At 74.1% G+C, this 25,943-nt stretch carries 24 protein-coding genes and 1 pseudogene; 12 read left to right on the forward strand and 13 right to left on the reverse strand.

All coding sequences use genetic code 11. The features are described from left to right. Nucleotides 1-89: 89 nt before the first annotated feature. Both OHT74_RS34145 and OHT74_RS34150 read left to right on the forward strand, forming a co-directional pair. The gene (locus tag OHT74_RS34145) at nucleotides 90-1,412 is read left to right on the forward strand and encodes a GH1 family beta-glucosidase (RefSeq protein ID WP_443047748.1); all 1,323 of its coding nucleotides are present in this window, start codon (nucleotides 90-92) and stop codon (nucleotides 1,410-1,412) included. Between the two features lie 128 nt (nucleotides 1,413-1,540). Beyond that, a complete protein-coding gene (locus tag OHT74_RS34150) occupies nucleotides 1,541-2,458 on the forward strand; it encodes an NADP-dependent oxidoreductase (RefSeq protein WP_328623448.1) in 918 nt (305 codons plus the stop codon). Between the two features lie 12 nt (nucleotides 2,459-2,470). Here the strand turns inward: OHT74_RS34150 and OHT74_RS34155 are convergent, their stop codons facing one another. From OHT74_RS34155 to OHT74_RS34180, 6 genes and pseudogenes are all read right to left on the reverse strand, one after another. Next, nucleotides 2,471-3,346 (reverse strand): serine/threonine-protein kinase, encoded by an 876-nt coding sequence (locus OHT74_RS34155; protein WP_443047749.1) that lies wholly within the window; start codon nucleotides 3,344-3,346, stop codon nucleotides 2,471-2,473. Between the two features lie 24 nt (nucleotides 3,347-3,370). Further along, nucleotides 3,371-4,048: pseudogene (locus OHT74_RS34160) on the reverse strand (SPFH domain-containing protein); the annotation flags it as partial. A 181-nt stretch (nucleotides 4,049-4,229) separates the two neighbouring features. Next, nucleotides 4,230-6,386 (reverse strand): discoidin domain-containing protein, encoded by a 2,157-nt coding sequence (locus OHT74_RS34165; RefSeq protein ID WP_328622330.1) that lies wholly within the window; start codon nucleotides 6,384-6,386, stop codon nucleotides 4,230-4,232. A gap of 326 nt (nucleotides 6,387-6,712) precedes the next feature. Beyond that, nucleotides 6,713-9,661, reverse strand: a complete 2,949-nt coding sequence (locus OHT74_RS34170; protein ID WP_328622331.1) for a poly(A) polymerase — start codon at nucleotides 9,659-9,661, stop codon at nucleotides 6,713-6,715. After that, nucleotides 9,661-11,457: an RNA ligase family protein gene (locus OHT74_RS34175; protein WP_328622332.1), complete on the reverse strand. Its 1,797-nt coding sequence runs from the start codon at nucleotides 11,455-11,457 to the stop codon at nucleotides 9,661-9,663. The genes OHT74_RS34170 and OHT74_RS34175 overlap by 1 nt, the downstream gene beginning before the upstream one ends. A gap of 95 nt (nucleotides 11,458-11,552) precedes the next feature. After that, nucleotides 11,553-12,170 (reverse strand): TIGR03086 family metal-binding protein, encoded by a 618-nt coding sequence (locus OHT74_RS34180; protein ID WP_328622333.1) that lies wholly within the window; start codon nucleotides 12,168-12,170, stop codon nucleotides 11,553-11,555. A gap of 101 nt (nucleotides 12,171-12,271) precedes the next feature. On the opposite strand from OHT74_RS34180, the gene OHT74_RS34185 reads away from it, so the two are divergent. Then, nucleotides 12,272-13,243 carry a helix-turn-helix transcriptional regulator gene (locus tag OHT74_RS34185; protein ID WP_328622334.1) on the forward strand — a complete coding sequence of 324 codons (972 nt, stop codon included), beginning with the start codon at nucleotides 12,272-12,274 and terminating at the stop codon, nucleotides 13,241-13,243. Here OHT74_RS34185 and OHT74_RS34190 read toward each other — a convergent pair. The 3 genes from OHT74_RS34190 to OHT74_RS34200 all read right to left on the reverse strand — a co-directional run bounded on the left by OHT74_RS34190 (nucleotide 13,237) and on the right by OHT74_RS34200 (nucleotide 15,782). After that, complete coding sequence (locus OHT74_RS34190; RefSeq protein ID WP_267001451.1) at nucleotides 13,237-13,887, reverse strand: NAD(P)-dependent oxidoreductase; 651 nt, start codon at nucleotides 13,885-13,887, stop codon at nucleotides 13,237-13,239. The genes OHT74_RS34185 and OHT74_RS34190 overlap by 7 nt on opposite strands. 133 nt (nucleotides 13,888-14,020) lie before the next feature. Next, nucleotides 14,021-14,491 carry a hypothetical protein gene (locus tag OHT74_RS34195; protein WP_328622335.1) on the reverse strand — a complete coding sequence of 157 codons (471 nt, stop codon included), beginning with the start codon at nucleotides 14,489-14,491 and terminating at the stop codon, nucleotides 14,021-14,023. A gap of 43 nt (nucleotides 14,492-14,534) precedes the next feature. Next, nucleotides 14,535-15,782: a DUF418 domain-containing protein gene (locus tag OHT74_RS34200; RefSeq protein ID WP_328622336.1), complete on the reverse strand. Its 1,248-nt coding sequence runs from the start codon at nucleotides 15,780-15,782 to the stop codon at nucleotides 14,535-14,537. Between the two features lie 384 nt (nucleotides 15,783-16,166). Between OHT74_RS34200 and OHT74_RS34205 the strand changes: the two genes are divergently transcribed. The 7 genes from OHT74_RS34205 to OHT74_RS34235 all read left to right on the forward strand — a co-directional run bounded on the left by OHT74_RS34205 (nucleotide 16,167) and on the right by OHT74_RS34235 (nucleotide 21,862). After that, a complete protein-coding gene (locus OHT74_RS34205) occupies nucleotides 16,167-17,180 on the forward strand; it encodes an NUDIX domain-containing protein (RefSeq protein WP_266670008.1) in 1,014 nt (337 codons plus the stop codon). Nucleotides 17,181-17,222: 42 nt separating this feature from the next. Next, nucleotides 17,223-17,849: a hypothetical protein gene (locus tag OHT74_RS34210; protein WP_328622337.1), complete on the forward strand. Its 627-nt coding sequence runs from the start codon at nucleotides 17,223-17,225 to the stop codon at nucleotides 17,847-17,849. Nucleotides 17,850-18,022: 173 nt separating this feature from the next. Then, on the forward strand, nucleotides 18,023-18,553 hold the full coding sequence (locus OHT74_RS34215) for an SRPBCC family protein (RefSeq protein ID WP_266670012.1): 531 nt from the start codon (nucleotides 18,023-18,025) through the stop codon (nucleotides 18,551-18,553). Nucleotides 18,554-18,705: 152 nt separating this feature from the next. Then, a complete protein-coding gene (locus OHT74_RS34220; protein WP_266670014.1) occupies nucleotides 18,706-19,440 on the forward strand; it encodes an SDR family oxidoreductase in 735 nt (244 codons plus the stop codon). Between the two features lie 5 nt (nucleotides 19,441-19,445). Continuing rightward, a complete protein-coding gene (locus OHT74_RS34225) occupies nucleotides 19,446-20,096 on the forward strand; it encodes a GNAT family N-acetyltransferase (protein WP_267001462.1) in 651 nt (216 codons plus the stop codon). An 81-nt stretch (nucleotides 20,097-20,177) separates the two neighbouring features. Beyond that, entirely contained in the window at nucleotides 20,178-20,705 is a 528-nt protein-coding gene (locus tag OHT74_RS34230) for a hypothetical protein (protein ID WP_328622338.1), read from the forward strand. A gap of 212 nt (nucleotides 20,706-20,917) precedes the next feature. After that, a complete protein-coding gene (locus OHT74_RS34235; RefSeq protein ID WP_443047616.1) occupies nucleotides 20,918-21,862 on the forward strand; it encodes a class I SAM-dependent methyltransferase in 945 nt (314 codons plus the stop codon). Between the two features lie 79 nt (nucleotides 21,863-21,941). On the opposite strand, the gene OHT74_RS34240 is transcribed toward OHT74_RS34235, so the two are convergent. Both OHT74_RS34240 and OHT74_RS34245 read right to left on the reverse strand, forming a co-directional pair. Then, nucleotides 21,942-23,441, reverse strand: coding sequence for a DEAD/DEAH box helicase (locus tag OHT74_RS34240; RefSeq protein WP_443047617.1), 1,500 nt, complete (start codon nucleotides 23,439-23,441; stop codon nucleotides 21,942-21,944). A gap of 70 nt (nucleotides 23,442-23,511) precedes the next feature. Next, complete coding sequence (locus OHT74_RS34245; protein WP_328622339.1) at nucleotides 23,512-24,021, reverse strand: MarR family winged helix-turn-helix transcriptional regulator; 510 nt, start codon at nucleotides 24,019-24,021, stop codon at nucleotides 23,512-23,514. A gap of 108 nt (nucleotides 24,022-24,129) precedes the next feature. Between OHT74_RS34245 and OHT74_RS34250 the strand changes: the two genes are divergently transcribed. Together OHT74_RS34250 and OHT74_RS34255 are read left to right on the forward strand one after the other, a co-directional pair. Further along, complete coding sequence (locus OHT74_RS34250) at nucleotides 24,130-24,498, forward strand: HGxxPAAW family protein (protein WP_266670022.1); 369 nt, start codon at nucleotides 24,130-24,132, stop codon at nucleotides 24,496-24,498. A 124-nt stretch (nucleotides 24,499-24,622) separates the two neighbouring features. Continuing rightward, nucleotides 24,623-24,829: a cold-shock protein gene (locus tag OHT74_RS34255; protein WP_328622340.1), complete on the forward strand. Its 207-nt coding sequence runs from the start codon at nucleotides 24,623-24,625 to the stop codon at nucleotides 24,827-24,829. A gap of 65 nt (nucleotides 24,830-24,894) precedes the next feature. Here the strand turns inward: OHT74_RS34255 and OHT74_RS34260 are convergent, their stop codons facing one another. Together OHT74_RS34260 and OHT74_RS34265 are read right to left on the reverse strand one after the other, a co-directional pair. Then, a complete protein-coding gene (locus tag OHT74_RS34260; RefSeq protein ID WP_266670026.1) occupies nucleotides 24,895-25,494 on the reverse strand; it encodes a TetR/AcrR family transcriptional regulator in 600 nt (199 codons plus the stop codon). Next, nucleotides 25,491-25,844, reverse strand: a complete 354-nt coding sequence (locus tag OHT74_RS34265) for a DUF1304 domain-containing protein (protein ID WP_328622341.1) — start codon at nucleotides 25,842-25,844, stop codon at nucleotides 25,491-25,493. Before OHT74_RS34265 ends, OHT74_RS34260 begins: the two co-directional genes overlap by 4 nt. Nucleotides 25,845-25,943 lie beyond the last annotated feature (99 nt).

Here is a 25,943-nt window from a genome sequence, read left to right on the forward strand (position 1 = left end):
GCAGGAGCCGTCAAGTGACCCTTTCCGAAACGCGTTCCGAAGCCCGCCCCGACACTGCTCGCGACCCGGCATCCGTCGACCTCGCCGCCCTGCCCCGCGACTTCGCCTGGGGCACCGCGACCTCCGCCTACCAGATCGAGGGTGCGGTGGACGAGGACGGCCGCGCCCCCTCCATCTGGGACACCTTCTCCCACACCCCCGGCGCCGTCGACGGCGGCCACACCGGCGACACCGCCTGCGACCACTACCACCGCTGGCGCGAGGACATCGCCCTGATGCGGGAGCTCGGCACGAACGCCTACCGGATGTCCGTCGCCTGGCCGCGCGTGGTCCCCGGCGGCGACGGCCCCGCCAACCCCAAGGGCCTCGCGTTCTACGACCGGCTCGTCGACGGGCTGCTCGCCGCCGGGATCACCCCCTCCGTCACCCTCTACCACTGGGACCTGCCCCAGGCCCTCCAGGACCGCGGAGGCTGGCCCGAGCGGGCGACCGCCGAGCACTTCGCCGCGTACGCGGGCCTCGTCGCCGCCCGCCTCGGCGACCGCGTCACGCAGTGGGCCACGCTCAACGAGCCCCTGTGCTCGGCGTGGATCGGCCACCTGGAGGGCAGGATGGCCCCCGGCCGGCGCGACCTCACCGCCGCCGTCCGGGCCTCCTACCACCTGCTGCTCGGCCACGGGCTCGCCACCCAGGCCGTCCGGGCCGCCGCCCCCGGCGCGCAGATCGGCATCGTCAACAACCTCTCCACCGTCGAGCCCGCAACCGGCGGCGAAGCCGACCGGGCGGCAGCCCTCCGTATGGACGGCCACGTCAACCGCTGGTGGCTCGACCCCGTCCACGGCCGCGGCTTCCCCGCCGACATGCGCGAGGTCTACGCCGTGGACCTCCCCGAACGTCCCGGAGACCTGGCCGCCATCGCCGCCCCGCTCGACTGGACCGGCCTGAACTACTACTTCCCGCAGACCGTCACCGCCGACCCGGCCGGCCCCGCCCCGTACGCCCGCCAGATCGACCGGCCCGGCGTCCCGCGCACCGGCATGGACTGGGAGGTCGACGCGAACGGCCTCGAGGCTCTGCTCATGCGGCTGACCGAGGAGTACGGGGCCCGGCGCATCCATGTCACCGAGAACGGCTCCTCGTACCACGACACCGTCGCCGCCGACGGCAGCGTCCACGACCCCGAGCGGGCCGCGTACCTGACCGGGCATCTGGCGGCCTGCGCCCGCGCCGCCCGCCGCGGCGCGCCGGTGGCCGGGTACTACGCCTGGTCCCTGCTGGACAACTTCGAGTGGGCCTACGGCTACGACAAGCGCTTCGGCCTCGTCCGCGTCGACTACGCCACCCAGCGCCGCACGATCAAGACCAGCGGCCGCCGCTACGCCGAGGTGATCGCCGCGCACCGGGCCCTGTGAGACCGCAGGCCCCCGCGCCGCGCCGCGCCCGCCCCGCTTCTCGGGGCGGGCCCGGCCTTTCGTGATGGGATGGGGAACGAGTGCTTCCACCAGCTCACGGAGAGGTCGGGTAGATGTCCGAGGACACCATGCGGGCGATGGCGTACGAGACGTACGGCGGGACGGAGGTGCTCACCGAGACCCGGCTGCCGATGCCCAAGCTCGCCCCCGGCGAGCTCCTCGTCCGGGTCAAGTGCGCCTCGGTCAACCCCGTCGACTGGAAGATCATGTCGGGCGGGCTCGACGCCCTGATGGACGTCGTGTACCCCGTCGTCCCCGGCTGGGACGTCGCCGGCACTGTCGAGCGGGTCGGCATCGACACACCCGAGTTCTCGGTCGGCGACGAGGTCATGGCGTACGCCCGCAAGGACTACGTGCACGGAGGGACGTTCGCCGAGTACGTCAGCGTGCCCGTCCGCGCCGCCGCGGCCAAGCCCGCCTCGCTCAGCTGGCACGAGGCGGCCGGCCTGCCGCTGGCCGGGCTCACCGCGTACCAGCTGCTCACCCGGCTCGCCACCGGCAAGGACGACATCGTCCTCATCCACGGGGCGGCGGGCGGCGTCGGCTCGTTCGGCGTGCAGATCGCCCGCGCGCTGGGCGCCCGGGTCATCGGCACCGCCTCGCCGCGCAACCACGACCGGCTGCGCGACCTCGGCTGCGAGCCCGTCGAGTACGGGGACGGCCTGATCGACCGGGTGCGTGCGCTCGCCCCCGACGGGATCACCGTCGCCGCGGACTTCGTCGGCGGCGTCCTCGACGTCACCCAGGCGGTCCTGGCGAACGGCGGCCGGCACGCCTCCATCGCCGACCACACCGTGCTCGGCGCGGGCGGCCAGTGGATGTGGGTCCGGCCCGACGCCGAGGGCCTGGCGGAGCTGGCCCGGCTCGCCGACGGCGGGCAGCTCACGGTCCCCGTGGCCAAGACCTTCCCGCTCTCGGAGCTGGCGGCGGCCTTCGAGTTCAGCCAGACGGGGCGCGCCGCCGGAAAGATCATCCTGGAGGTCTGACCCGAGACCCCGTCAGCCTGCCGCAGCTGTCGGCATGTTGTGCAGATCCACCATCGTCCGTACGGCCGGGGGCAGCCAGTCCCCGGCTGGCTTCTCGTCCCCGGCGCCCAGCCGCTCCAGGATCTGCGCCGGGGTCGGCCTGGCGACCGGGTCGGGGGAGAGGCAGCCCGTCACGACCGCCGACAGGTCCGAGGGCAGCGACCGCAGGGCCGTAGCCAGCTCAGCTCCCGGCGGGAAGGGCGCGGCCCCGCACGCGTGGCCCAGCACCATTCCGAAGGCGTACGCGTCGACGGCCGGCGTGAGCGGAGCCCCCGTCAGCTGCTCCGGGGCGAGGAAGCCCCGGGTCCCGACCAGGAAGTCCGTCCGGGTCAGGGCGGTGGCATCGACCGCCCGGGCGATCCCGAAGTCGATCACCCGCGCACCCGTGTCCGAGATGATGATGTTGCCGGGCTTCAGATCGCGGTGGACGATCCCGCAGGCGTGGATCCCCTCCAGTGCCTCGGCCACCCCGAGTGCCAGGGTGCGCAGCGTCCAGGCGGGCAGCGCTCCGTGCTCGCGCAGGACGGCGTGCAGGGACGGGCCCGGGATGTACTCCGTCACCAGCCAGGGCAGTTCTCCCTCGGCCGACGCGTCCACCACCTGCGCCGTGTGGAAGCCGCCCACCCGGCGCACGGATTCGATCTCCCGGGCGAACCGCTGCCGGAAGCCCGGATCCGCCGCCAGGTCCGCCCGTACGACCTTCACCGCCACCCGCCGCTCACCGGGCGACAGCCCCAGGTAGACCGTCCCCATCCCGCCCTCGCCGAGCCGGGCGCTGAGCCGGTAGCGACCGACCCGGCGGGGGTCGCCGGGCAGCAGCGGATCGTGCTGCACGGGGCGTACGGACACACCGGGCGGCGCCGTCGCCCGTGCGCCGCGTCGGTGGATCTCCGCGACCGCCACCTCGGTCTCGGCCCGCAGGATCGCCGCCTGCCGGTCCCCTTCGGCGCGCAGGATCTCGGACTGCCGGACACCTTCGGCCTGGAGGATCGCGGCGCGCTTGTCGCGGTCGGCGCTCGCTTGCCTCTCCATCGAGTCCTGGATGGAGGTCGGCGGCTCGATCGCCTTGAGCTCGACGCGGTTGACGCGGATGCCCCACTTGCCGGTGGCCTCGTCGAGGACTCCGCGCAGGGCCGCGTTGATCTCCTCGCGGGAGGTCAGGGTCCGCTCGAGGTCCATGCTGCCGACGATGTTGCGCAGGGTGGTGATGGTGAGCTGCTCGATGGCCTGGATGTAGCTGGCGACCTCGTACGTCGCGGCGCGGGAGTCGGTCACCTGGTAGTAGACGACCGTGTCGATGTTGACGACCAGGTTGTCCCGGGTGATGACCGGCTGCGGGGGGAACGGCACGACCTGCTCGCGCAGGTCGATGCGGTTGCGGATCGAGTCGATGAACGGGACGACGACGTGGCGGCCCGCGTAGAGGGTGCGCCTGTAGCGGCCGGAGCGCTCGACGACGGCGGTGCTGGCCTGCGGGATCACCTGGATCGCCTTGATTGCCCAGACCAGCAGGCCGATCAGGAGTAGGGCCGGCGCCACCCACAGCGCCACTTCTGACAGGCTGGTTCCGGAACTCTCTGCTGACAAGTGCTTCCGCCCCTCACGCGCGCACGCTCTGCCGGAAGCGAATTCTGGCAGAACGCCGTGGCCGCGCACACCGATTGGGCGAGGTTTGCTCCCCCGCTCCGGGAGGCGCAGGCATCGGCCCGCTCCTCCCGGAGGGTGCTGTGTATCAGGGGAAGGAGACGACCGTGGACGGGGTCGTCGACGTACCCGAGGTGGGTGCGCCCGTGGTGTTGATGACGTGCTCGTACTGGCCCTTGCCGCCGAGCGAGACGACGAGCAGGTCGTGGAACCGCACGCCCGGCTTCACCGGCGCCTGGAAGCCGTGGTCCTGACGGATCGTCGGGTCCACGTTGTAGAAGCAGTAGCTGCCCAGCCCCCAGCCCTCGTGCGTGGTCACCGAGTCGGCCACCTTGTAGGCCGCGTAGCCCTTGGTCGTGCCGTTCTGGATCGCCGCCTGGTTCGGGGCGTCGTACGCCTTCTCGTTCTGGAAGAACACCGTGCGGCCGCGCTCGCCGTTCCATTCCACGTCGTACTTGTTGAAGTGCTCGACGAACAGCCCGGTGGCCAGGACGTCGTCACCGTTCACCCGGAACCCGTAGTCGGCGCGGTTGGTCTCCCAGCCCACCCCGTCCCCGTGGTCGGCGCGCCAGATCCAGGTGTGGTCGACGATCGTGTCGTGGTTGTTGATCACCATGCCGACGGTGGCCTTGCCGGCGCCTGCGCCGCCCACCCGGACGAACACGTCCTGCACGGTCGTCGGGTTGCCGCCGTGGTCCGTGGTCGTCCCGGCCGGGCCGACCTCCAGCAGGCTCGGCGAGTTGACCGGGCCGGCGTCGATCAGGAACCCGGCGAGCTTCACCCCGTCGACGTCGGCGACCTTCATCGCCGTCACCCCGTTGTCCGGGACGATCGTCGCCAGGCCGAGACCCAGGACGACCGTGTCCGCGCGGTTCACCCGAATGGTCTGGTCGACGTGGTAGACACCGGGCGTGAAGAGCAGGTGCAGGCCCTGGGCCAGCGCCTGGTTCATCGTCGCGGCGGTCGTGCCCGGCTTGACCACGTAGAACCTGCTCAGCGGGATCGAGGTGCCCTGCGGTGCGCCGCTGCCCCATGAAGTGCCGCGGGCGTTCACGCGCTTGGCCGGGACGAAGACCTTGTACTCGGCACCGTCCAGGTAGAGGAAAGGCTTCTCCCGGGAGACGGGCGTGGAGTCGAGTGTGGTGTACGGCGGGTTCGGGAAGGACTGGGCGGGTGCGCCCTGGACCCCGGAGAAGACCTGGTTCCAGACGCCGTTGCCCCAGCTGCCGATCGCGCTGTCGCGGGTGTACCACTGCTGCTGCGAGTAGTTGCCGATTTGGCCGTCGATCTTCGAGTCGGCGATGTAGCCGCCGGAGGCCCAGCCGAAGCCGTCGGGGGCGAGGTTGAGGCCGCCCTTGACGTGCATGCGGCGGAAGGGCGCGGCCTGGGAGACGGCCCAGCGGTCGGTGCCGTTGACCGGGTTGAGCGCGAGGTTCTCGGCCGAACGCCAGAAGTTCTGGGTGGCGTTGCCGCCGAACCAGCCGGCGTCGACGGTCACGTCGCCGTTGATGGTGGTGTCGTCGGGGCTGAGGCCCAGTCCCGAGATGGAGGTGTAGAAGCCGATCTGGGCGTTGAGGCCGTTGTACGTGCCCGGCTTGAACAGGAACTGGTAGCGGCCGGCGCCGAACTGGGCCGACTCCTGCTGCCGGAAGACCTCGTCGAGCCGGGCCTGGATGCCGGGCGTGGACGGGTCGAACACGATCACGTTGGGGCCGAGGTCGCCGCCGCCGGGGAGGGTGGGGCCTGCGTCGGTGGTGCCGTAGACCTGGAACTCGTAGAGGGAGTAACCCCACTGGGTGGCGCGCTGGGTGCCGTACACGCGGACGTAGCGGGCGGTGCCGGTGATGTCGTGGGTCCGGACCCCGCCGGTGGCGGTGGTCGTGGAGTAGGCGGTGCTCCAGTGCGCGCCGTCGTCGGACAGCTCGATCCGGTACGCCGTCGCGTACGCGGTCTCCCAGCGCAGCACGACCTGGCTGACCTGGGCGGGGGCGCCGAGGTCGACCTGTATCCACTGCGGGTCGGCGAACTGGCTAGACCAGCGGGTGGCGTTGTCGCCGTCGACAGCGCCGGAGGCGGGGGTGCCGCCGTTCTCCTGGCTGGAGGCGGTGGCGGGTCTGCCCTGGGAGAGGAGGACGGGCGCGGCCTGGGCGGTGGTACCCGGCAGCAGCACGAGGAGGGCTGCGACCAGCGCGGCGGCGAGAGCCGCGACCGTCGGTCGCGGTGGATGGTCCGAGAGGCGGGGCATGGGGGGCTCTCCTGACGTCGTGGATCCGGGGGGATCGAAGCGTGAGTGAACTGCCCGCCACGAGGGCCGTCAAGGGTTTCAGCGTTCATGAAGTGAAGGCTTGAGGGGGTGTCAATTGCCCTTGGGGCCTGTGAACTCGGAGTTTCTTCAATCCTTGTGAAAAGTGTTGACGAAAAAAGGTGTCAGGAATCTACTGAGACTTCAGGCCGCTCTGTCCCGCCGCGCCCGCTGGGCGGGACAGAGCTCGGCCGTCTTCGGGGAGTGGCCCGGTCCGGAGGGCAAGTGCTGCCGTCCGTTCGTTACTTGTCGTCAGCGAGGCGGATGCGTCAGCCGAGCGGGGGGACCGCCCCGCACTCCGCCCAGGCGACCTCGACGCCCGTGAGGCCGGCGGACCAGCGGCCTGCGAGCGCGTCGAGACCGGCCGCATCCGGCGGGCTCGCGCCGAGCCCGATCGCATACCTGGCCGAGACGGGGGAGACCGCGCAGGGCCGCGGCCAGGCGTGCGCGTCCCGGACACCGGCCTCTGCCAGTGCACCGAGCAGGGCGCGCATCCGGCCCCGCGCCCGGCCCAGGTATTCCTCGAACTCCCGGGGCGCATCGGCCCGTACGGTCACCACGGCCCACGCCGCGTGCCGGCGGTGCAGCGGCGGGTTGCCGAGGGGCAGGGCCTGGAGGTGGGGCTCCGCCTCCAGGAGTTCCCACGTCCGGTACAGCTCCCGGCCCAGCAGGTCGCCCACCCCCGGGCCGACCTGGGCCGTGCAGCTGCGCGCCGGTGCGGAGGGGGTGAGGACGGTGACGGGGTCCGGGGTCGGGGCCGGGTGCGCAAGAGGCTCCGCGTGCGGGTCCGCGGCCGGGGGCGTCAGGGCGATAGGGTCGCGCCAGTCCCAGGCCGCCCAGGTTCCGAAGAACTCCCGGAGCAGGGCAGCGGGGGACAGGTCGGCGGCCTCGCGGACCGTACGCGCCGCCAGTACCGCCCAGGCCACCCCCGGCAGTCCGCCGAACGGAGCCGAATCCAGCCCCCGGGCCCGGGCCCACGCCTTCACCTCCCGGGCCAGCCGGACGAACGCCGCGTGCGCCTCGGAGCCCGCGAAGTCCCGTACCGCATCGGCGTCGCTCACCGAGCTCAGCGCGATCGCGGCCGCCTCGCCGAGCTCCGCCCGGCGTTCCACCGCCTGAGCCGGGTCCACCGCGCCCGTGGCGACGACCACCAGGTCCACATCCAGTCCGGCCGTACGCAGCCGCAGCCCGGGCACCCGAGCGCCCTTCACTTCCCGCAGCCCCTCGGCCTCCGGGAGGGCTGCCGCCACCCGCTCCCGCACCTCCTCGATCCCGACCGTGCCCGGCAGGGCCGCGACCAGGTCGAGGTCGGCCCCGGGCAGGGCGCAGCCCATGCGACGGGATCCGGCGAGGTGCAGCACGCCGTCGCCGAGCGCCTCCGCGATCCGGGCGGTGAGGGACTCGGCTTCCGCGTCACGTGCGGATGCTGCTTCCGGTTCGGCTTCTTGTTCCGGTCCAGGCTTCGGTCCGGGCCCCGGTCCGGGCCCCGGTCCAGGCTCGGGTTCCTGTGCCCACCGCCACCTGCCGGTGCCGAGTTCCACGGTCGCCCGGACCTGCATCGGCCCGTCCCCGCGCCGTGACAGCACCGCGAGCTCCCCGACCCGGGCCGGCGTCCCCGTCCCGGATCCGCCGAGTCGCGCGGCGAACTCGGCCAGGGCCCGCTGCGGATCCCGGCTGCGCCCCAGCGTCAGGTGCGGGGTGAAGCCGTCGCGCCCGCGGCACCCCGGGAACCGCTCGGCGAGCCGCCGCCGCAGCTGCTGCCACGGCGCGTCGCCGGCCGCCGCCGGGTCCAGCCACAGCGTGCCGTCCTCCCGGTGCCCGAAGCTGTGCACCCCGGCCACCCGGGCCGTGAACGGCGGCGTCTGCGCGGCCACTTCGGCCACCAGCGGCAGCGCCTCCTCGAACGAGGACTCCGGTACGAAGCCGAACAGCAGGTTCACGTGCGCGGGCCAGCGGTGGACCGCCGGGTCGTGCTCCCGCCGCAGCTCTTCGACCGCCGGATCGTGCGGCGGCAGCCAGGCCACCGCCGTCCGCGCGGTCGCCCGTACGTCGAGCGCCGCGCGCCCGGCGTCCGGCTCGGCGAAGTCCACCACCGCCTCGACCCCGAAGTGGTCGGAGATGAACAGCCCGTCCGGACCCGGGGTGTTGCCCCGCAGGACGGCTTCCCGCACCCGCGCCCCCGCCGAGCGCAGCAGGACCCGGTCCAGCCGGGCGGCCCGCCCCGAGAGCGAGCCCACCGCGGCCAGCGGATTGGCAGCCGGGTCGAAGGTCGGCGTGGCGTCCGGCGCCCCGTGGACCTCGCTCCACGTGTCCCGCATGCCGAGTGCGGCCGCCGGCCCCTCCGGGCCGGAGCGGCCGTCGTTGAAGTCGCCGAGCAGCACCGCGTCCGCCTCGATGCCGCTCAAGCCCTCCGCGATCCGGGCCAGTTCGACGGTCCGCCGCCCGGCGCCGTTCTCCGTGTGATCGCTCGTCAGATGGAGGCAGGCCACGACGAGGGGGCCGCTCGCGGTGCCCACCGTCACCGCGGCGACCGCCTTGTGCGGCCCCAGCAGGTGCAACCCCGCCTCCCGCACGGGCAGCCTGCTCAGCACCAGCAGCCCGCTGGCGGCGACGTCCTTGCCGCGCGGATCGGTGCCCACCGTGTATCCGGCCCGCACCCACGGCTCCGCCAGCAGCATGCCGAGCAGCGCGGGTTCGACCTCCTGGAGGGCGATTACATCGGCGTCGGCGCCCGCCAGGTCGGCCAGCAGCATCGGCCTGCGCCGGGCAGTGTCGATGCGCGGGGCGTCGTACCGGTCCCACAGGGTGTTCCAGGTCAGCAGCCGCACCTGCTGCGGCCCCGGGCCGCCGGCCGGGCCGGATGACGCAGACCCGCCGGCCGGCACCTCGGCCGGCCGCCAGGCGCCGCCGTCCGCCGGATCCCACGCGTGCGGGGTACGGGAGGTGAAGAACGGGGCCCGCAGCAGCCGCGGTTCGCGGATCCGCCCGGCCTCGGTGGAGTCGATCCGGTCGACGCCGCTCGCCCGGTCCCAGACGAGCTCGCCGTCCGCCTCGACGAACAGCACCCGGTGCCAGGGGATGTCGCCGCCGGGCACGAACGAGTGCAGCGGGATCCGCTTCGGCGGCGCCCCGCGCTGGTGCAGCCCGAACACGAAGCGCGCCGGATCGAACCGGGGGTCCCAGCGGACCTGGTGGTAGAGCTCCTCGCTGGTACGCATCAGCCGTCCTCGCCCGCTGCCGCGGCGACGGCCGCCGTCACTGCCGTCGCCCCGATGGTTCCCGCCGTGTCCTCCACGGTCCCGCCCGCCCCGACGTACCAGGTGCGGTGCCCCGGCCCGTGTCCGGGGTACGGCGGGCTGAACCGGTGCAGCTGGGTGGCCAGCACCTGCGGCGGTACGGGATGGGGACGGACGGCGTTGCGCCGGACCAGCTCCGCCTCCTCGACCAGCACCACGGCCTGGGTGACCAGCGCGTCGCGGCGCTGCGCGACCGCGGCGACCAGCCCGCGCTGCTGCTCGGTGAGGGAGGTGGCGTCCCACACCACCGTGCCGCCGGCGCCCGCCGCGGCGGCCAGCGCAGCGTTCAGCCGGTCCAGGCCCTCGCGCAACACATCCGCATTGGCCCGCTGGTCGGCGCGGGAACCCCGGGCGGTGCGCAGATCGTCGAGACTGATGTACGCGGCCACGCCCGGCAGGCTCCGGGCGTACGTGCTCTTGCCGCTGCCCGAGGGCCCGCACAGCTGGACCAGCCGTGGGAAGCCGCCGTCGCGCCACCGCCAGGTCGCGGCCACCGCCTCCTCGGAGGTGGAGATCCCGCCCCGCGCGAACGCCTCCCGGGCCTCCGCCCAGCACCGGTCCGCAGCGTCCGCGCCGAGCCCCCCGAGGGCCTCCCGCAGTCCGGTGCGCAGCGGGCCCAGCGGATCGGGACCGAGGAGCCCGGCCTCCTCGGCGTACAGCGCGGACCAGTCCACGCACTCCCGCGCCTCGGCATCCCGCGCGGCCTCCGCACCGGCGAGGGCGTGCAGCACCCCGAGATCGGCGGCCACGGCCATCCGGACCAGGCCGGCCCGCCGCCCCTCGTCCGGGAACGGCCGCTGCAGAGACGGGTACAGCCCGACCAGGTCGGCGACCCGCCGGGCGAGCGGCATCCCGAGCGGCCCCGCCGCCAGCCGCGCCCCGATCCGGGCCCGCGGCGCGCGGTGCAGCACGGCGGCCAGTACGCCGGCCAGCCGGTCCTCACCGGTGCGGCCCGACGCGTCCAGCCGGCCCGCCACCTCGGCGACGACCGGCTCGACTGCGGCATCAGGCGCGGCACCGGGTGCGGGATCCGGGCCGAGGGCGGCCGCCAGCTCCGCCGCATCGGGCTCGGCGCCCGAGCGCACCGCCCACAGCGGTGCCTGCGGACCGAGCCCGTTCGGCACCACCTGGGCGTACATCCAGTGGGTGTCGGTCTGCACATGGCCGACGCGCACCCACTTGGCGAGGTACCGCCCGAAGTCCGCACGCGAGAAGCCGGCCACCGTCCGTACGACGTAGCCCTCCTGCCGAGCGGTGTCGAGCCGCAGCTTGCGCAGCGCGCGTTCGTCGAAGACGCCCCGCCAGAGCACGCGCGGGGTGGGCACCCCGAGGCCGTGCAGGAAGCTCACGGTCCGGTCCCAGTCCAGGCAGTGTTCGCCGTCCCACACCGAGAAACCGTAGAACCAGCTGTCGAGGTCCTCGTAGGGGATCGAGTGGCGGGCGTACAGGTTCTCCCCGCACACCCGCCACCCGGCCGGTATGCCGGCGCCGATCCGGCTCTGGAGGCCCTTGACCCAGGCCCGCGAGGGGTGGTGGCCCGAGTCGAGCGAGCGCGCGTGCAGGCCGTCCGCGTACAGGGTGGTGTTCTCCCCGTCGAGCTTCTCGGTGACGACGACCTCGCGCCCGGCCAGCCCCGGGAGCCCGGAGGCGCGCACGTCGTCCGCAGTCACCCCGGGGGACCAGGGAAGATGCGGCGTACGGGGGTAGTGGGTGCGCATGACCGGCTCCTGCTCGACGACGGGGTCGTCGTCACTCTAGGTATCCGGAGCCGGGGCATCCAATCAATAACCCCCGCGCGGGGTCGCCCGGTCCGTCAGGGCCGCCGCCCGGCCCAGGCCACCAGCCGGTCGATGGCCGGCGCACCGGGGTCCACGGCCACGACCTCGGCGAACGGGATCCGCCCGCCGCGGGTTTCGGCCGGCAGCGCGCGGCGTACGACGGCGATCACCCGCTCGATCAGGGCGGCGTCCCATTCCGGGTGCTGTCCGGTCGCCCTGGCCAGGTCCCAGGTGTGCACGGTGAGTTCGTGCGTGTAGACGGCCGCGGCGGCCGCGCCCGGCATGACGCCCATCGGCAGGCGCAGCTGCCGGCCGAGCAGGGCCGGGTCCGCCCACACCTCGGCGACCTCGCGGGCGCCCGGCTCCCAGGCCGCCGCCCACGCCCCGTCGGCGAGCTCGTCGGCGAAGGACGGGACGCTGAACGGGTCCTCGCCGCGCCCGATCACCGAGATCCGGCGGACGACGGCGACGAGGTGGCTCGAGAGCCGCCGGACGTCGAACTCGTCGCAGGGGGTGGGGATGTCGTACTGGTCGGGCCGGACGGCGGCAAGGGTGCGGCCCGCCAGCTCGACGGCCGCGGCGAGGTCGAGCCGCGGGTCGAACGTGATGGTGGAGGCGGACGGGGTCTTGGTGAGCTGAGTGATCTCGGTCATGACTTCATCCTGGAAGCTGAACTGGCCACCTTCTGGCCAGTTTCCCGGGGAGAATGAACGGACCGGCGAAAACGCCCGGGACGCAGGCAGGGAAGAGGGACATGAGAGCCGACCGGCTGGTGGCGACCCTGCTGTTCCTCCAGGAACGCGGCCGCGTCACCGTCCCCGAGGTGGCCGCCGAACTGGAGGTGTCCCAGCGCACCGCCCGCCGCGATCTGGAGGCGCTGGCCGCGTCCGGCATCCCCGTCTACTCGCAGCGGGGCCGCGGTGGCGGCTGGTCCCTCGTCGGCGGCGCCCGGACCAACCTCACCGGGCTGACCGCCGACGAGATCCGGGCGCTGTTCCTCGTCACCGGGCCGCTGACGGCCACCCCCGAACTGCGCACCACCCTGCGCAAGCTGGTCCGGGCCCTGCCGTCCACCCTGCGGGCGGAGGCCGTGGCCGCCACGCGGGCCGGAGTCGTCGACGCGACGGACTGGTCCCGCAACGCCGTCACCGCCGATGCCGCCCACCGCACCGCGCTCCAGGGCGCCGTCGTGGACGGGATCCGCGTCCGCCTCGGGTACGCGGGCGTCGGCAAACCGGCCGGCGAGCGTACGGTCGACCCCCTCGGGCTCGTCGCCAAGGCGGGGGTCGACTACCTGGTCGCCGACACGGAGAAGGGCCTGCGCACCTTCCGGCTCAGCCGCGTCCGCTCCGTCGAGCCGACCGGCGAACCCGTGGTCCGGCCGCCCGGCTTCGACCTCGCCACGGCCTGGCGGGAGCTGTCCGGGGCCTTCCAGGACGGCATGTACGCGGTGACGGCGCGGGCCCGCGTCCACCCCGACGCGCTGGCCCTGCTGCAACGGTTCCTCGGCGGCCGGGTGCGCGTCGGCGGCCCGCTGCCCGACGGCTGGACCGAGGTGTGGGTCGACGGCCCGGCCCCCAAGGCCCTGGCCGGCCACCTGTCCGGGCTGGGAGCGGGGGTCGAGGTCCTGGAGCCGCCGGAGGTACGGCAGTGGCTGGCCCGGATCGGCGCCGAGCTCACCGCGGTGTACGCGGGGGACACGCGGGACGCGCCGCCCGGTCAGTAGCCGATGGTGAACCGCAGGCCCGGATGCGCGTCGCGCTCGATCTCGTCGACCAGTGCCACGGCGTAGTCCTCGGCCGAGATGTGGCTGCGGCCGTCCTCGTCCACGATCAGATCGTCGAGGGCCAGCCGGTACGTGCCCGTGCGCTCACCCGGACCGATCTGCGCCGCGGGGCTCAGACAGGTCCAGCTCACCTCCTCCACGGGCACGGTGCGCAGGAAGTCCAGCGCCTCCCCGTGGGCGCGCATGAGCGCGCGGACCGGCTCCGGGACGCCCGCCGCCTCCCAGACCAGCGGGCCGCCGGGGGTGCGCAGCGAGCCTGCTCCGCCCACGACGATCAGCCGGGGTCGGGGGACGTCCGGGCCGAGCGTGCAGACGCCGCCGATCAGGGACTTGGCGGCGGTGACGAGCACGCCCGGATCCCCGGCCCCGGGGCCGATCGCGCTGACGACCACGTCCCGGCCGGCGGCCGCCTCGGCGACGGAGTGCGGGTCGAGGACGTCGCCGCGCAGCACCTCGGCGCCGGAATCCGCGAGCTTCGCGGGGTCGCGTACCACCGCCGTGACCTCGTGGCCGCGCCCGAGCGCTTCGCGCAGCACAAGGGCTCCGATGGTGCCGGTCGCGCCGAACAGGGCGATCTTCGCCATGGCGACTCCCTGGGGGTGGAGGCGGTACGGGCCTCCGGTCGGACCCGCGCCGCCCATCCAAGCGAACCGGTCCGCCGTCACCCGGCAGCCGGGCCGGGTCCACTCGGATGATCCGGTCCGCCGGGCGCGGTGATTACCGGCACAGGGCGACGATCGACGGGGAGACCGTCCCCTTGGCCGCCTCGCACAGGGGTGCCATGTCGTACGTGCGCGGCGGCGCGGACCGCGGTTTCGGCCGTACGGGCGGCCGCTTGCGGGGCTTCGGCGCCGGGGCGGCGCGCTCGGGCCGCGCCGGCCGAGCGGGCGCGCGATCGCCGGTCCGGTGCCGCGGCGGCCGGTTCTCCCGGGGCTGCGCTGCGGGCTGCGCGGGATGTTCGGGCTCCGGCTCCGGCTCGGGCTCGGCCGCCGGCGGGGCCGACGGGGGCTCCGACGTCGGCAGCCGGCCCAACGGCAGGGCCCCGACCGCCGTTTCCCGGGCCGCGGTCCGGTCCACCTCCGGAACCGGTTGTGCGGGCCCGGTCGGCCGTACGGTCACGCACCCGGCGGTCAGCGCCAGCGCAGCGAGGATCAAGGGCAGGGGCAGAGCCACCTGGCGTAACTGCATCCGCCCACCCTGCCGTACGGCAGCCCGTGGAACCTACGCGCCGTCACACACACGGGTGACGGCCCGGCTCGGACCGGCTACGCGGCCGGGGCCCCTGTGTGGCCAGCCGGAGCAGGTGTTCCAGCGGGCCCCGGCGCAGCGGGCTGTCCGCCCAGAACCGCTGCCAGGCCCAGGCCGCCGACAGCGCCACACCCGCGAAGCCGGCCAGCGCACCCCAGGAGGCGGCCCCGTGGGCCGGTCCGGCCAGCGCCAGCGCATGCAGGACGTACGCGCTCAGCGCCATCGCCCCGAGCGCGGTCAGCGGCCGTAGCAGCCGCGCACCGGCCCGGCTGCGCGCGGCGAGCACGAAGAGCCCGATGAGCGCGCAGCCCACCCCTGCGTTGCCGATCGTCTCGAGCGGCGTCTGGCTGTACGGATCGGCCACGAGCAGCCAGTCCCAGGAGGTGCTGGGCACGGCTCCGAACTGCCCGCGCAGCACTTCGCGTACGGGATCGGCCGCACCGAGGGCTTCCGGATGGCGGGCCGCGACCGCGTCGAGCAGCCGCTCCCGGCCGCCGAGCACATGGGCGGCCACCCAGGCGGTGCCGTAGGCCGCGGCCGCGGCGGCCGTACCCCAGAGCGCCATCCGCCGGGCGACGCGGCGTTCCCGCAGATCGCACAGCCGGCCGAGGGCCAGCCCGGCCAGAACGTACGGGAAGTACGTGGCGAGCGGATACGCGCCGGTGAGCAGCAGATCGCACAGCACCCGGCCCAGCCCGTCCCAGCCGGTCAGGGCGGTCGGTTCGGGGACCGCGCCACGCCCGGAGGCCTCGTACCCGAACACCGGGCCGAGCAGGAACGAGAGCAGCGGACCCGCCACCACGCAGACCCCGGCGACGACGGTGAGCACCGGGGTGGACAGCCGGGTGAACGGCTCGGCGGCGAGGAAGTAGACGGCGAAGAAGGCCAGGATGACCAGGATCCCCGGCCACAGCGCGGCCAGCAGCAGGCCCAGCCCGGCCAGGACCGCACAGCGGATCAGCAGGGGGCGGTAGCGCCGGGCCCAGCCGTCCGGTTGCTCCGCGGGGGTGCGGCCGCGCTGGGCGAGGGCGAGCGAGAACCCTGCGAGGAGGGTGAACAGCGCGGGCGCCCGCCCGTCGGCCGCGACCAGCAGGTAGCCGGCGCCCTCGGGGCGCGGGCCCGGGCCGACGTGTACGGCGAACATGCCGAGGACCGCGAGCCCGCGGACGGCGTCGACGGCGGCGAGCCGCCCGGGGCCGGGTCCGGTGCCGGTCGCTGCGCCGTTGCGCACGGCCGTCACGCGCACGTGCGGGCGGGCCGGCCGCCGGCCACGCCCGCTGCGGGCGGCGCGCTCCACCGTCCGGCGGTGGCGGGCCTGTTGGCCGGTGCCGGGTCCGGACGGGATGCGCGTCGCATGGCTGTGTCTCTCCTGGGTGCGGGCCCGGTGCGGGTCCGGTGCGGGTCCGGCGCGGGTCCGGTGACGTGGTCGGACCGGCGGGTTTTCAGGCCGCCAGTCCGCGACGCGAACGTACCAAGGAGGGCGTAACAAGGTAATAAGGAGGTATAGGGGCGGCAAAGCGGCGGTCAGTGGCCGGAGTGGCGCGACCGGCGTAACCCGCAGGCCGTGCGGGCTGTTGCACAGGGAGAGGGCCCATCCACGGTGAACGGAGTTCCGATGCCGCAGCTGACCGACGAGGCCGTGACCGACGAGGACGGCGGACGGCCGGGCACGTGGATGACCCCGCAGGAGTACGGGGCTTCGCGGGCCGCGCTCTGGACCGGCGCCGTCGTCCTGGTCACCGACACCGACGGCCGGGTCCTCGTCCAGAGCGTCGACTACCGCGCCGACCGCATGCTGCCCGGCGGCGCGGTGGACGCGGGCGAGGCCCCGTCGGCCGCCGCGGCCCGCGAGATGCGGGAGGAGCTCGGCGTCGACGGCAGCTACCCGAACGGCCTCGCCGTGGACTGGATCCCGGCGGACACCCCCGGCTTCCCGCCCGAGATGCGCTTCCCGGGAGAGGTCCTGTACGTGTACGACGGCGGCACCTGGAGCCCGGACCGGATCGATGCGATCCGCCTCCCCGCCCAGGAGATCACCGGCGTCCACTTCGCCGAACCGGCCGACCTGCCCGCCCTGATGGACCCGGGCGACGCCCGCCGCGCCCTGTCGGCCCTGCGCGCCCGCATCAACGGCGGCGGCCCGGCCCTGCTGGAGGACGGCCGCCCCGTCGCGCCGACCGCCCTGGACCGGCTCGGGGTCCTGCGCACCCGCCGCACCCGGCACCACGGCACCTGGCACCCCGGCCCGGTGCCCGCGGCGCTGCCCGTACGGGAGCCCTCGGCCTGGCTGTTCGCCCCCGACGGCCGGGTCCTGCTCCTGGTCTGCCGCACCACCGGCGCCGCCCAGCTCCCGCCCCCGACGGCGGGCTCCACCCCGCTCGGCTACCGGTACGCCGACGAGGCCGCCCATCCCCGTAGCGCGGCCCGCCTCGGCTCCCTGCCCCCGGCCGCGGACCCGGCGTACGCGCGCCTGCTGGCCACCCCCGAGCAGGTCCGTGAACTCGCCGACTGGGGCCCGGCCGGCCACGCCGAACTCGCCGCGGTCCACACGGCCCGCGCCCACCTCTCCCTCCCGCGCCCACCCCGCACCCCCCTCACGGAACTCCCCGAACACGGCACCCACCGGTGACGCCACCGGGCCCCGTCAGTGGTGCCCCGTAGCGTGATCGGCATGGGATTCACCAGCGTCTGGTCGATCAGCAGCCACCCCGACTCCGTCATCCAGGAGCTCGCGCCCCGCCTCGCGCCGGCCCTCGAAGCCGACCGCACGAACCCGGCGGCCCGCCGCCGCTGGGAGGCATGGCAGGGCGCCCCGCTGCCGGACCACCGCACCTGGTACACCGACCGGGCACACGGTGATGCCATCGACTCGTTCTGGAACCTGACCCGCCCCGGCGAGCACGTCGACGACGTCTGCAACGGCATCACCGACCCCGAGTTCCATGTCATGCAGGACCTCTGGGAGCCCGAACCGGACCCGGCGGACATGTTCGTCTCCGTGCATCGCAAGGACTACGCGGTCGCCGCCCTGTTCCACGCCATCGGCCCGGACCGGGCCGCCCTGCTGCCCGGCTGGTGCGGCAACGTGCTCCTCACCGCGGCCGAGGTGCGCCGGACGCTGCCGGGCGTGGAGCAGGCGCTGAACTTCACCTCCGGGGAACGGGCCCACGTCTCCGACCGGGACTGGCTGGACTACGGCGCCCGCGAAGAGCACGTCACCGACGGGCCGCTCCGCGTCTGGCGGTCCGCCGCCGCGGCGGGGCGCGGGCTCTGCGCGGTCGCGTTGCATGTCCACTGACCGGCCCGGCGGGGGATCACGGGCTCAGGGGCAGGCCCATGCCGCGTCGGTGAAGACGAGGCGGCGGTCCATCCCGATGGGCCGGGTGTTCGCCGGATCCCAGGTACCGGGCCGCCCCCGCCGCGACCTGGGAAATCCGGGGTCCGCGGGTGCCGGTCCCGCAGCATGGGGGGATGAGCGACAGCGCGATCACCTACACCCTGTACGTCCAGGCCGATCCCGACCGGGTCTGGCAGGCCCTCACCGAGCCCGCCTTCACCCGGCGGTACTGGGGGCTGAGCTTCGAGACCGACTGGGCGGTGGGATCGAGGATGGACTGGGTGGAGCGCGGGGCCCGGACCAGTGATCCCGAGCAGGTGGTCCTCGACTGCGTCCCGAACCGCCGGCTCTCGTACACCTGGCACACCTTCACCCCGCAGTGGGCGGCCTCGGTCGGCATCGCCGAGGAGCTGCGGGCCGAGCTGGCGCAGGAGCGGCGTACGACGGTGACGTACGAGATCGAGCCCGTCGGGGACACGCTCGCGCGGCTGACCATCCTCCACGAGGGCTTCGAACCCGGCGGCACCCTGATCGGCATGTGCAGCCGGGCCTGGCCGATGCTCGCCTCCAGCCTCAAGACCCTGCTGGAGACCGGGGCTCCGCTGCCGGAACCGGGGCACGATACGGACCAGGGGCGGGGCGGGTACGAGAGCCACGGGGGCTGAGCCCGGGGGCACCGGCCGGGGGCGGGCCCGGCGCCGGTCCATCCCGCCCCCGCCGTGCCCGCCCCGCGCCCCCGCCCCGCGCAGCCCCGCCCGAACAGCCGTACGTCGCGCCTGAGATCATGTGTAACGACCACGGAATCAGGAGCGCTGACATGACCCTCGACCACCACCGCGTCGTCATCACCGCCGCAGGCCGCGACTTCGGGCGCACCCTCGCCCTCCGGTTCGCCGCCCGGGGCGCCGAGGTCCACCTCTCCGCGCGCACCCTCGAAGCCGCCGAACGCGTCCGCGAGGAGATCCTCGCGCAGGGCCACGCCGCCGACCGCGTCCACGCCTTCGCGTGCGACCTCACGGACCCGGCCTCCGTACGGGAGTTCGCCGCCGCAGTGGCCGCCCGCACCGACCGCATCGACGTACTCGTGAACAACGGCTCCCGCTACCAGCACGGCACGGACCTGCTCTCCGCATCCGACGCCGACGTCGTCGACACCCTCGCCTCGGGCGCCACCGGCACCGTCCTCGTCACCAAAGCCTTCCTCCCGATGCTGCTGAACTCGGACAAGCCAGACATTGTGACGATGGTCTCCGGCTGCGGCGAAACCGGACACCACCGCTCCGACGCGCACGACGCGTTCTACGCCGCCAAGTCCGCCCAGGCCGGTTTCACCGAGATCCTCTCGCGCCGGCTGCGCGACCAGGGCGTCCGCGTCATCTCCCTCTACCCGCCGGACTTCGACAACCACGACCCGCTGTCCCCGGAATGGGAGAGCGCCCCGCGCACGGCGAAGGACCCGCTCACCGCCCAGTCGCTGGTGGACTGCATCTTCTTCGCCATCGGCCAGCCCCGCGACTGCTTCATCAAGTCCTTCCGTTTCGAGCAGGTCTGACGGGCATGGGCCACACCCTCGAGGCGATCTTGGACGCGGCGGCCGCCGGGCGGTTCCCGCCGCCCGACGGCGGCACGACCGTGGTCCCGCAGCCGAGCCCGCGCGACGTGGGCGTCATCGCGTTCACCGCGCACTCCGTGGTGTTCACCGACGAGGACCCCCACTGGGTGCACTCCGCCCTCGGCGCGCTCGAGTGCGACGGCCTCGCGGCCAGCATGAACCCGCGCTTCCTCGCCGCCCTGCTCGACCGCACCGGCCGTACCACCGACACCATTGACCTGCTCACCGTCGCCGCGTCGCTGCCCGGCGACCCGCCGCTGGAGCTGCGGCAGATCGCAGATCCCGACCACCCGCGGGTGCGCCGGGCGCTGCGGCGCCGCGACGACGTGCGGGTCTGGGCGGCCGACGGGGGAGTGCTCGTCCTCGGCCGCGGCGTGGCCGGGCGCTGGGAGACGGCGATCGAGGTGGACGAGGCCGTCCGCCACCGGGGTCTGGGCCGGGAGCTGGCCCGCGCCGCACGCCATCTCGTCCCCGACGGCGGCCCGGTCTGGTCCCAGCAGGCCGCGGGCAACGCCCGCAGCATCCGCGCCTTCCAGGCCGCCGGGTTCCGCCCCGTGGGCTCCGAGGCCCTGCTGCTGCCGCAGCCGCAGCGGTAGCCGCGGTGGACGGTGACCGGGGCGCGGGCTGAAGCACCCCTGCGCGCCGGTCGTTCACGGCGGTCGTGTGGAATGGGCGGCATGGGGAGAAGCGAGAACCAGATACGAGAGGGGGGCGGCCCGGCGCACCGCGCCGAGAGCACGACCACCACAGCGCCCGACCGCTGGCGCTACGCCCGCCACCTCGACGCCCTGGCCGCCGCGGCCGGTACGACGGTCGGGGCCGAGGCGGACGCCGTGGCCGAGGTGCTGCGCGATCGCGACCCGGTGATGGCCGAGAGCGCGGTGGTCACCCACCTCGACCGCCGCGCCGCCCACCTGCTGACCGACGCAGGTTTCCCCGGCTGGGCCCGGGCCATGGACACCGCGATCGGCGCCCGCGCCTTCCCGGCCCGCCGGCTGCGCGAGTGGACCCTGCTCAAGGCGATCACCGACGGCGTGCCGTGGTCGCCGGCCGAGCTCACCGCCGCCTCCGACTGGTGTCAGCGCACCGCCGCCCGGTCGCTGCCCTCGTACGAGGCCCTCGACCTGCTCGCCGCCACGGCCCGCACCCGCCGCGTGCGCAACGCCGCCGCCCAGCGCCTGCACCGCCGCAACATCGCGAGCTGAGGCCGCGAGCCCGCCCGCCCCCCGGTGCAGCTGGAAGGACCGGTGCAGCTGGAAAGAAAGGGGCAATCAGGAGCAAGATGGGAAAACGGCGCCGGCGGTTTTGTCCGCTGCGCACAGGAGTCTCGTCACACGGCTGTTCGGGGGTTTATGGTCTGCCTACCTGGCCGGGTATCAGCGTTGATCCGATGCCGTTCCACTGGAGGCTGCTCTCCGTGTCGCACGTTTCCCAAGCTCCCGTCACCACCCCCGACGGCGAGCCGGCCCCGCCCGCCCCGACCGAGTACAGCCAGGTCAAGGGTTGGTTCTCGGACTATGACCAGGTGCTCTTCGACTGGTTCCTGACACGCCAGAACGGCGAAGAGGAAAAACCGGGCGATCTTCTCGAGCTCGGCGCTTTCATGGGGAAGAGCGCGATCTTCCTCGGGGGGTATCTGCGGGAGGGCGAGGAGTTCACCGTCTGCGACCTCTTCGACTCGCCCGCACCGGACGACTCCAACCTCGCGGAGATGCAGGACTCGTACCCCACCCTCACGCGCCGCGGGTTCGAGACGAACTACCTGGCCTTCCACGAGGCCCTGCCCACGGTCATCCAGGCACCGACGTTCGTGGTCGCCGACCGGGTGCGCCCGGCGAGCTGCCGCTTCATCCACATCGACGCCTCGCACCTCTACGAGCACGTCGTCCAGGACATCGCGTCCTCGCGCGTCGTGGCGGCCCCGGGCGCCGTGGTCGTCTTCGACGACTACCGCTCCGAACACTGCCCCGGCGTCGCCGCCGCCGTCTGGGGCGCCGTGGCCACCGGCGAGCTGCACCTGATCGCCGTGTCCGGGTCGAAGCTGTACGCGACCTGGGACGACCCGGCGGTCTACCAGTCGGCGCTGCTCGCCTGGCTGGAGGGCCGCACCGACCTGTGGCACGGGGTGGACGCCGTGGCCGGCCAGTCCCTCGTCCGCATCGGTGACGAAGGGGCCGTCCCGCCGGCGCCCCCCGAACTGCTGCATCCCGCGCCCGAGCCCGTCGTGGCGCCCGCGCCGCCCGTGCACCTGCCCGGACCCCGCCCGCGGGCCGGAACCGCGTGGCGCAGGCTGGCCAAGGACCTGCTCCCGCCGGTCGTCACCCGCGCGATCGTGTCCTGGCGGCGCCGCCGCCGCGGCTGACCGGTCGAGCCGCCCGCACGCGTATGCACGTACGGTGCCGGTCCCCGCATCCGGGGGCCGGCACCGCAAGCGTCGGGTCTCAGCCGCCCCGCCGGACGCGGGCCGCGCGGCGTGCCTCGGCGAGCTGCCGGGCCTCCGCGGTCTTGCGGGACTCCTTGGCCGCACCCGGCCGTCCCGGGCGGGTGCCGATCCCGCGGAAGCCGAGGTCCGAGCCCGAGGGCCGGCCCTTCGCGTCGGTCGGCTCGGCGCCCGCCAGCGGCACCCCGGACGGGGGCTTGGCCCCGGTGATCCGGCTCAGCGCGGCCTCGCCGGAGCGGACCTGGGTGGTGGTCGGCCGGATCTTGGCCTCGGCCATCAGCCGGACCATGTCCCGGCGCTGGTTCGGGGTGACCAGGGTGACGACCTTGCCGGACTCGCCCGCACGGGCGGTACGGCCGCCCCGGTGCAGGTAGTCCTTGTGGTCGGCCGGCGGGTCCACGTTCACGACGAGGTCGAGGTCGTCGATGTGGATGCCGCGCGCGGCGACGTTCGTCGCGACGAGGACCGTGACGGCCCCGGTCTTGAACTGCGCGAGCGTCCGCGTGCGCTGCGGCTGCGACTTGCCGCTGTGCAGCCCTTCCGCCCGTACGCCCATGGCCCGCAGGTGCTTCACGAACTGGTCCACCCCGTGCTTGGTGTCCAGGAACATCAGCACCCGGCCCTCGCGCGCCGCGATCTCGGTGGCCGCCGAGTACTTGTCGGCGGAGTGGATGTGCAGCACGTGGTGGTCCATCGTGCTCACCGAAGCCGCCGACGGGTCGACGGAATGGGAGACCGGGTCCTTCAGGTAGCTCCGCACGAGCTGGTCCACATTGCGGTCCAGGGTGGCCGAGAACAGCATCCGCTGCCCGGCATGGTGCACCTGGTCCAGGATCTCGGTGACCTGCGGCATGAAGCCCATGTCGCACATCTGGTCGGCCTCGTCGAGGACCGTGATCTTCACCCGCTCCAGGTGGACGTCGCGCCGCCCGACCAGGTCGCTGAGGCGCCCGGGGGTGGCCACCACGACCTCGGCGCCGGTGCGCAGCGCGCTCACCTGCCTGCCGATCGACAGTCCGCCGACCACCGTGGCCATCCGCAGGTCCAGGGCCTGCGCGTACGGCGTGAGCGCCTCGGTCACCTGCTGCGCCAGCTCGCGCGTCGGTACGAGGACCAGGGCCAGCGGGCGCTTCGGGTCGGCCTTGCGGCCCGCTGTACGCGCCAGCAGGGCCAGGCCGAACGCCAGGGTCTTGCCGGAGCCGGTCCGCCCCCGGCCGAGGATGTCCCGGCCGGCCAGGGAGTTGGGGAGCGTGGCCGCCTGGATGGGGAAGGGCTCCGTCACCCCCAGGTCGGTCATCGTCTTCACCAGCTCACGGGGCAGGTCGAGCTCGGCGAACGCCTCCACCGGCGGCAGCGCCGGCTCGACCGTCTTCGGCATCGCGAACTCGCCCTTCAGGGGGGCGGTCCGGGGGGTCTTGCCGCCGGACTTCGCACCGCCCTTGGGGCCTGCCTTGGCTCCGGCCTTGATGCCGAAACGCCCGTGAGCTGACGGGTTCCTCATGCAGAACCTTCCGTGAGACGTGAAAAGAGAAATTTTACCATCGGGGCCACGGGACCACGGCGCCACGGGATTACGGCGTAACGGCACCTGGAGCCACGGGGCCGAGCTGCCCGGACCGCACCTCGGCGAGGTGGGCGGTCATCTCGACCGTCGCCCGCGCGAACCAGTCGGCGATGACGGCGATCTCGTCGGGGGAGTACTCGGCGAACACCGCGCCGAGCCGGGCGTAGAAGGGCTCGTACACGGCGAAGACCCGGGCGGCGGCCGCCGGGTCGGCGACCACGCGCACCCGGCGCCGGTCCGCGGGATCCGGCTGCCGGCGGGCGTATCCGGCCCGCTCCAGACGGTTGAGCACCCCGGTGACGGCCCCGGTGGTCAGGTTCGTCAGCTCGGCGAGGTCGCCGGCGCCCAGCGGGGTGTCACCGGCGCCCAGGACGTGGCCCAGGCAGGTCAGGTCGGTGACGTTCAGCCCCAGCAGCTGCGCCACTTCCTGCTGGCCGATGAGGCCGAGCGCGACGTACCGGTCCATGCGCGACAGCGCCTCCGCGGGCGTGGCCGCGGGGCGGGACTTGCCCTGCACGCAGATACTCCTTACTGTCTAAGTAACTTAGCTCGTGAGATGCTTATCTTGCCCACTAAGGCATCTCGCCCTTCGAGCCTACTGCCGCCAGTCCGTCCGGGGAGAATCATGAGCGCGCACGGAGACGTCGACATGGGTCACACGGTCGCCGGCTGGACCGGCACCGCCCTGGCCCTGCTGGGCTGCACCGGAGCCGGGGTTGCCGTCTGCGCGGCCTGGGCCCCCGGCATCTGGCTCGGCCTCGGTCTCGTCGCCGTGGCCGGAGTCCTCACCTGGGGCCTGCACCTCGCCGGCTGGGGCAAGCCCAGCGGCCCCCGCCCCCGCGCCGACTGGGACTGGCGCACCCGGGACACCGTCGCCCGGACCGGGCACGCGCAGTGCCTGGGCTGCCGGGCCGGTGGACCCCGGCGCGCCGCGGCGGCAGCCAAGCTGCCCGGGCCCGCCGAACTGTCGCCCGCAGCGGACGGCGGTGTGTGAACGAAAGTTCGAAGTGTCCCCGATTGGCCGCGCCTGCGGTGTGGTGGGCGTGACGGGTGGGCAGGATGGACCTGGCTGCACCGCACGTGCGGCCCGCGTGGAACGTTGAGAAGGATCAGTACTGATGGCAACAGGCACCGTGAAGTGGTTCAACTCGGAGAAGGGGTTCGGCTTCATCCAGCAGGACAACGGCGGCCCCGACGTGTTCGTGCACTTCTCCGCCATCCAGGGCACCGGCTTCAAGGAGCTGCAGGAGAACGACAAGGTCGAGTACGACGTCACCCAGGGCCCCAAGGGCCCGCAGGCGGAGAATGTGACTGTCGCTCGCTGACGCCATTTCACGAGCCCGGCCCGTGACATGAGCCCCGCCGGTCGGTCCGGCGGGGCTCATCGCTGTCATGGGGCGGGCGGCCGGGAGCCCGCGCGGTGCAGGGCCAGCAGCAGCGGCCAGAGGTGGTCCGCCAGCTCCGCCGGGGAGCCCGGAACGCTGTCGTGCAGCCAGTCGGCGAGGATCCCGGTGAAGGTCGCGGCCACCGCCGAGGCCACCAGGTCGGCGTGCGGGGCGCCGGCCGCCGTGCGCTCGGCGTGGGCGCGGGCGCGCAGCTCCCGGTGGAGCCGCTCGCCGAGCGGGCCGCCGCCGCCCGGCAGGAGCAGCGCGCGGTAGAGGGCCGCATGCGCGGCGGCGCCGGCGAGGAAGCCGGCGAGCGCGGCCGGGGGCCGGACCGGGGCCCGCGCCCCGGGCTCCGTCTGCCAGGCGTGCAGGGCGTCGACCGCCGCGTGCACCACATCGGCGCACGCGTCGACGGCCAGCGCCGGGAGGTCCTCGTAGTGCAGGTAGAACGTGGCGCGGCCGACCCCGGCCCGGCGGACCACCGCCGAGACGCTGACCTCGCCGAGCGGCCGGTCCGCGCACTCGGCGAGCAGGCTCTCGCGCAGCCGGGCCTTGGTGCGGGCGGTCCGCGGGTCCTCGGGGCTCACGGGGTGCTCGGCGCTCACGCGGCCAGCAGCGTCGTGCCCAGGGCGAGTGCGCCGGGCAGGGCCTGGGCGATCAGGATGCGGCGATTGGCGGTCGCGGCACCGTACACACCGGCGACGATCACGCAGACGAGGAAGAAGATCTGCGTGGCGAGCGAGTCGATGACCAGCGACCAGACCAGGCCGGCGGCCAGGAAGCCGTTGTAGAGGCCCTGGTTGGCGGCGAGCGGTGCGGTGCGGCGGGCGAGGTCCTCGTCGAACCCGGACAGGGCCCGGCCGGGCGGCCGCTGCCACAGGAACATCTCCAGGACCAGGAAGTACACGTGCAGCGCGGCGACGACGCCGATGAGGACCTGAGCGACCGTGTGCACGGCCACCTCCGTTTCTCGGGCTGTGGGAAAGGCGCCGGCGGGCGACTTCCTGGACAACTGTACAGGAAGTCGGATGTGCGGTCACCCGAACGGGCGCGG

This window comes from Streptomyces sp. NBC_00354 (assembly GCF_036106915.1).
Taxonomy (GTDB): domain Bacteria; phylum Actinomycetota; class Actinomycetes; order Streptomycetales; family Streptomycetaceae; genus Streptomyces.

What these genes read in the sequence shown, in the direction of transcription:
- OHT74_RS34150 (WP_328623448.1), top strand. Translation starts at nt 1,541, where the DNA reads ATGCGGGCGATGGCGTACGAGACGTACGGCGGGACGGAGGTGCTCACC.
- OHT74_RS34165 (WP_328622330.1), bottom strand. Translation starts at nt 6,386, where the DNA reads ATGCCCCGCCTCTCGGACCATCCACCGCGACCGACGGTCGCGGCTCTC.
- OHT74_RS34170 (WP_328622331.1), bottom strand. Translation starts at nt 9,661, where the DNA reads ATGCGTACCAGCGAGGAGCTCTACCACCAGGTCCGCTGGGACCCCCGG.
- OHT74_RS34175 (WP_328622332.1), bottom strand. Translation starts at nt 11,457, where the DNA reads ATGCGCACCCACTACCCCCGTACGCCGCATCTTCCCTGGTCCCCCGGG.
- OHT74_RS34180 (WP_328622333.1), bottom strand. Translation starts at nt 12,170, where the DNA reads ATGACCGAGATCACTCAGCTCACCAAGACCCCGTCCGCCTCCACCATC.
- OHT74_RS34185 (WP_328622334.1), top strand. Translation starts at nt 12,272, where the DNA reads ATGAGAGCCGACCGGCTGGTGGCGACCCTGCTGTTCCTCCAGGAACGC.
- OHT74_RS34190 (WP_267001451.1), bottom strand. Translation starts at nt 13,887, where the DNA reads ATGGCGAAGATCGCCCTGTTCGGCGCGACCGGCACCATCGGAGCCCTT.
- OHT74_RS34195 (WP_328622335.1), bottom strand. Translation starts at nt 14,491, where the DNA reads ATGCAGTTACGCCAGGTGGCTCTGCCCCTGCCCTTGATCCTCGCTGCG.
- OHT74_RS34205 (WP_266670008.1), top strand. Translation starts at nt 16,167, where the DNA reads ATGCCGCAGCTGACCGACGAGGCCGTGACCGACGAGGACGGCGGACGG.
- OHT74_RS34210 (WP_328622337.1), top strand. Translation starts at nt 17,223, where the DNA reads ATGGGATTCACCAGCGTCTGGTCGATCAGCAGCCACCCCGACTCCGTC.
- OHT74_RS34215 (WP_266670012.1), top strand. Translation starts at nt 18,023, where the DNA reads ATGAGCGACAGCGCGATCACCTACACCCTGTACGTCCAGGCCGATCCC.
- OHT74_RS34220 (WP_266670014.1), top strand. Translation starts at nt 18,706, where the DNA reads ATGACCCTCGACCACCACCGCGTCGTCATCACCGCCGCAGGCCGCGAC.
- OHT74_RS34225 (WP_267001462.1), top strand. Translation starts at nt 19,446, where the DNA reads ATGGGCCACACCCTCGAGGCGATCTTGGACGCGGCGGCCGCCGGGCGG.
- OHT74_RS34230 (WP_328622338.1), top strand. Translation starts at nt 20,178, where the DNA reads ATGGGGAGAAGCGAGAACCAGATACGAGAGGGGGGCGGCCCGGCGCAC.
- OHT74_RS34240 (WP_443047617.1), bottom strand. Translation starts at nt 23,441, where the DNA reads ATGAGGAACCCGTCAGCTCACGGGCGTTTCGGCATCAAGGCCGGAGCC.
- OHT74_RS34250 (WP_266670022.1), top strand. Translation starts at nt 24,130, where the DNA reads ATGAGCGCGCACGGAGACGTCGACATGGGTCACACGGTCGCCGGCTGG.
- OHT74_RS34255 (WP_328622340.1), top strand. Translation starts at nt 24,623, where the DNA reads ATGGCAACAGGCACCGTGAAGTGGTTCAACTCGGAGAAGGGGTTCGGC.